This window comes from Bergeriella denitrificans NBRC 102155 (assembly GCF_001592185.1).
Classification (GTDB): domain Bacteria; phylum Pseudomonadota; class Gammaproteobacteria; order Burkholderiales; family Neisseriaceae; genus Neisseria; species Neisseria denitrificans.
The window spans coordinates 1-3,701 of record NZ_BCWL01000200.1 but is presented as its reverse complement, the minus strand read 5'-3'; the positions used below and the strand labels follow the sequence as shown (position 1 = coordinate 3,701).

At 59.3% G+C, this 3,701-nt stretch carries 3 protein-coding genes; all 3 read left to right on the top strand.

Going from position 1 to position 3,701, the window contains the following annotated elements; genetic code table 11:
* Positions 1 to 97 precede the first annotated feature (97 nt).
* The 3 genes from BDE01S_RS09080 to BDE01S_RS09070 all read left to right on the top strand — a co-directional run bounded on the left by BDE01S_RS09080 (position 98) and on the right by BDE01S_RS09070 (position 3,599).
* Complete coding sequence (locus tag BDE01S_RS09080) at positions 98 to 892, top strand: shikimate dehydrogenase family protein (RefSeq protein ID WP_066080512.1); 795 nt, start codon at positions 98 to 100, stop codon at positions 890 to 892.
* A gap of 44 nt (positions 893 to 936) precedes the next feature.
* Positions 937 to 2,628: an FAD-dependent oxidoreductase gene (locus BDE01S_RS09075; RefSeq protein ID WP_066080509.1), complete on the top strand. Its 1,692-nt coding sequence runs from the start codon at positions 937 to 939 to the stop codon at positions 2,626 to 2,628.
* 155 nt (positions 2,629 to 2,783) lie between these two features.
* The gene (locus BDE01S_RS09070) at positions 2,784 to 3,599 is read left to right on the top strand and encodes a sugar phosphate isomerase/epimerase family protein (protein WP_066080507.1); all 816 of its coding nucleotides are present in this window, start codon (positions 2,784 to 2,786) and stop codon (positions 3,597 to 3,599) included.
* Positions 3,600 to 3,701: the final 102 nt, after the last annotated feature.

Below are 3,701 nucleotides of genomic sequence, written 5' to 3'. Positions count from 1 at the left end.
GCCAACGCCGTAGCAGGATTTAAGTTCTTCGACTATATATGTACAAACCCAATACCGGCAGCAGTCAGGCCGTCTGAAAAAATCAAAGGAGAAAGCTATGGAACTGACACTCAACGGCTCGACCCGTGTGTATTTCGTGGTGGGCGATCCGATTGCCCAAGTCAAGTCGCCCGAAGGCATGACCGCTGCGTTTCAGGCTGCGGGCATCAACGGCGTGTGCCTGCCCGCCCACGTTGCGCCCGACGATTTGGCGGACTGGGCGGCGGGTATCCGCAAAATGAAAAATGCAGACGGCCTGATGGTTACCGTGCCGCACAAAATCGCGTTTGCCGGATTGTGCGATGAGATTTCCGATACCGCCCGTTTTTTGAATACCGTCAACGTGGTGCGTTTTAGCGAAAACGGTTGGCACGGCGAGATGTTCGACGGTCGCGCCCAAGTGGAAGCGTTGCTGAAAAACGGCGCGGTGCTGCAAGGCAAAAAAGCCGTTCAGGCAGGCGCCGGCGGCGCGGGCACGGCGATTGCCCACGCGCTGGTGACGGCGGGCGTGTCCGAGTTGGCAATCGTGGAAACCGACGTGCAACGCCGCGACAGCCTGATTGAGCGTTTGAACAGCTTGGGCAGGGCGAAAGTGTATGCGGGTACGTCCGATCCGAGCGGCTTCGACATTGTGGTCAACGCCACGCCGTTGGGCATGAAAGCGGGCGATCCGCTGCCGTTTGACGGCGACAAGCTTACGGCGGAGATGTTTGTCGGCGATGTCGTAACCTATCCCGATACCGCATGGATAACCAAAGCCCGCGCCCAAGGCTGCCGCGTTTCGACCGGCTTGGATATGTATGCGGCGGTACGCGATTTGATGGCGGATTTCCTGCTGCAAAAGGCCGTCTGAAAACGCCCCGGCGCACCGTGCTGCGTTCCACACAGGAGAAACACATGAACACCACACAACAAGTCGATTTGCTCATCATCGGCGGCGGCGCGGCGGGTATGACGGCCGCGCTGACGGCCAAACTCGAAGGTTTGAATGTTTTATTGTGCGAAAAAGAGCCGTATGTCGGCGGAATCACCGCCACTTCCGGCGGCACGACCTGGGTGCCCGGCACGCATTTGAGCGTAAAAGCGGGCGTACCCGACACGGTGGAGGCCGCACGCGAATTTTTAAGCCATGTCTGCCAAGGCAAAAACGGCGAAGCATTGCGCGAGGCCTTTCTCGCTTCCGGCCCCGAGATGATTCGCGAGCTGGACGAAAAAACCGAAGTGAAATTTGTGGCGGCGCAGGCACATCCCGACTACATCGGCCCGCTGCCCGGCGAAGCCTACGGCGGCCGCGCGCTCGCACCGGCGGCCTTTGACGGCAAGCTCTTGGGAGAAGACTTCGACCGCGTCCGCCCGCCGCGCCGCGAATTTATGGGCTTGGGCGGCATGATGGTGAACCGCAACGAATTGGGCGCGCTGCTCAACCCCTTCCAATCGGCCGACAACTTTAAAACCACCCTGAACGTGGTGCTGCCTTATTTCAAAGACCGCCTGAAATACAAGCGCGGCACGCGGCTGGTGATGGGCAACGCCTTGGTCGGCCGCCTGTATTACAGCCTGAAAAACGCCGGCGTGCCGGTGTGGTTTGATTCGCCCCTGAAAGAATTAATCGTAGAAAACGGCAAGGTCGGCGGCGCGGTGATTCTGCAAAACGGCCGCGAAGTGCGCGTATCCGCCGCCAAAGGCGTGGTATTGGCCACCGGCGGTGCAGGTTGGAGCAAATCGCTGCGCGAACGCTTTTTCCCGCAAGGCACGCCGGATTCGTTTGCCCCGAAAAGCAACAGCGGCGACGGCATTGCCGCAGGCGAAGCACTCGGCGCGGCATTGGAAAACACCGACAGCCCCGCGCTCTGGTTTCCCACTTCGTTCAAACAAGAGCGCGACGGCTACCAAGCCATGTGGCCGCACATCATTCTCGACCGCGCCAAACCCGGCCTGTTGGCGGTAGCGTCCGACGGCAAACGCTTCGTCAACGAAAGCGACTCCTACCACGACTTTTCCACCGCCCAGCTGCAATACCACCGGCACACCCCCGCGCTGCCTGCCTATCTGATTGTAGACGAAGCCTTTATCCGCCGATACGGTTTGGGCTTCATCATGCCCGGCGGCAAAAGCCTGGGCAGCCATCTGGCGCGCAATTACCTGACCCGCGCCGACAATCTGGACGAATTGGCACGCCGTATCCAAGTGCCTGCCGACACGCTCAAAGCCACCGTTCAGCGTTACAACGAGCAGGCCGTGCGCGGCGAAGACAGCGATTTCGGACGCGGCACCAGCGCGATGAACCGCTTCAACGGCGACGCCGCCGTGCAGCCCAACCCCTGCCTGCGTCCGCTGGCGCAGCATGGCCCTTATTTCGCGCTGGCGGTGCGTCCTGCCGATTTGGCGGGCAGCGTCGGCCTGTCGTGCAATGAATACGGCCAAGTGTTGAAGGGCGACGGCAGCGCCATCGAAGGCCTGTTTGCCTGCGGCAACGATTTGGCCTCCATCTTCCGCGGCACCTATCCGGGTCCCGGTACCACCATCGGCCCGGGCATGGTGTTCGGCTGGCGGATTGCCAAGTTTGCGGCGGGAAAACTGCAAGGATAGAAACCAATGTTTCGTCTGGTTGGGAAAACGGATTATCCGCATAGATCAGGCGGCTGAGCGCAGCGGACGAAATGTCAACAGCCCTTAACCAAGCCGTCTGAAATTTCAGACGGCCTCACCGCAAAACAACAAACGCATTCATCAAGGAGAAAAACATGACACGCCAAATCGGTATTGCCCCTCTGAGCGTATTGGGTACGGAGCCTGTCGAATTTATCCGAGCCGCCGCAGCTGCCGGCTACGATTTCGTCGGCTTGCGCACGCGCCCCGTGACCGCTACGGAAAAAGATTTGAACCTGCTGCCCGGCAGCACCCGTCTGAAAGAAGTGTCAGCCGTATTGCAGGATACCGGTATGAAAGTCGCCGATACCGAATTTATCGGCATGGACGAACACTGTAACCGCGATTTCTGGCTGCCCATGCTTGAATCCGCCGCCGAACTCGGCGCAAAAAGCCTGACGTTCACCATCACCGACCCCGACTTGAGCCGCGCCACCGCCACCACGGCCAAGCTGGCCGAAGACGCGCGGCAGTTCAATCTCACCGTAACTTTGGAGCCGATTTCCTACCAAACCGTCAAACTGTTGCCCGAAGCGGTGGAAATTGCCAAGCAAACCGGCTGCAAAATCCTGTTTGACACCCTGCATTTCCACCGTGCCTTCGGCGAAACGGCGCACATTACCGCCGCCAAGCCGTATCTGGCCGATATGGTTCAACTGTGCGATGGCATTCTGGCCGACCGCGCCGACACCCGCGAAGGCTTGATTGAAGAATCCCGCAGCCTGCGCTATGTGCCGGGCGAGGGCGATTTCAAACTGGCCGAATGTGTAGCGCTGCTGCCTGAAACCATGCCCGTCAGCATTGAAGTGCCCAACCCCAAGTTCGCTGAGCTGGGCTTGCAAGGCTGGCTGGCGTATTTGAAACAGGCAACGGAGCAGGTTTTGGCGCGCGCAGATGCTTTGCGCGGATAAGTTTGAGCAGGCACACTATGCCCTGCAGCGTTGAAGCATAGAAAAAAGCCGTCTGAAAAATCATTTTTCAGACGGCTTTTTTGTCGGCTTGATTACTCAGTC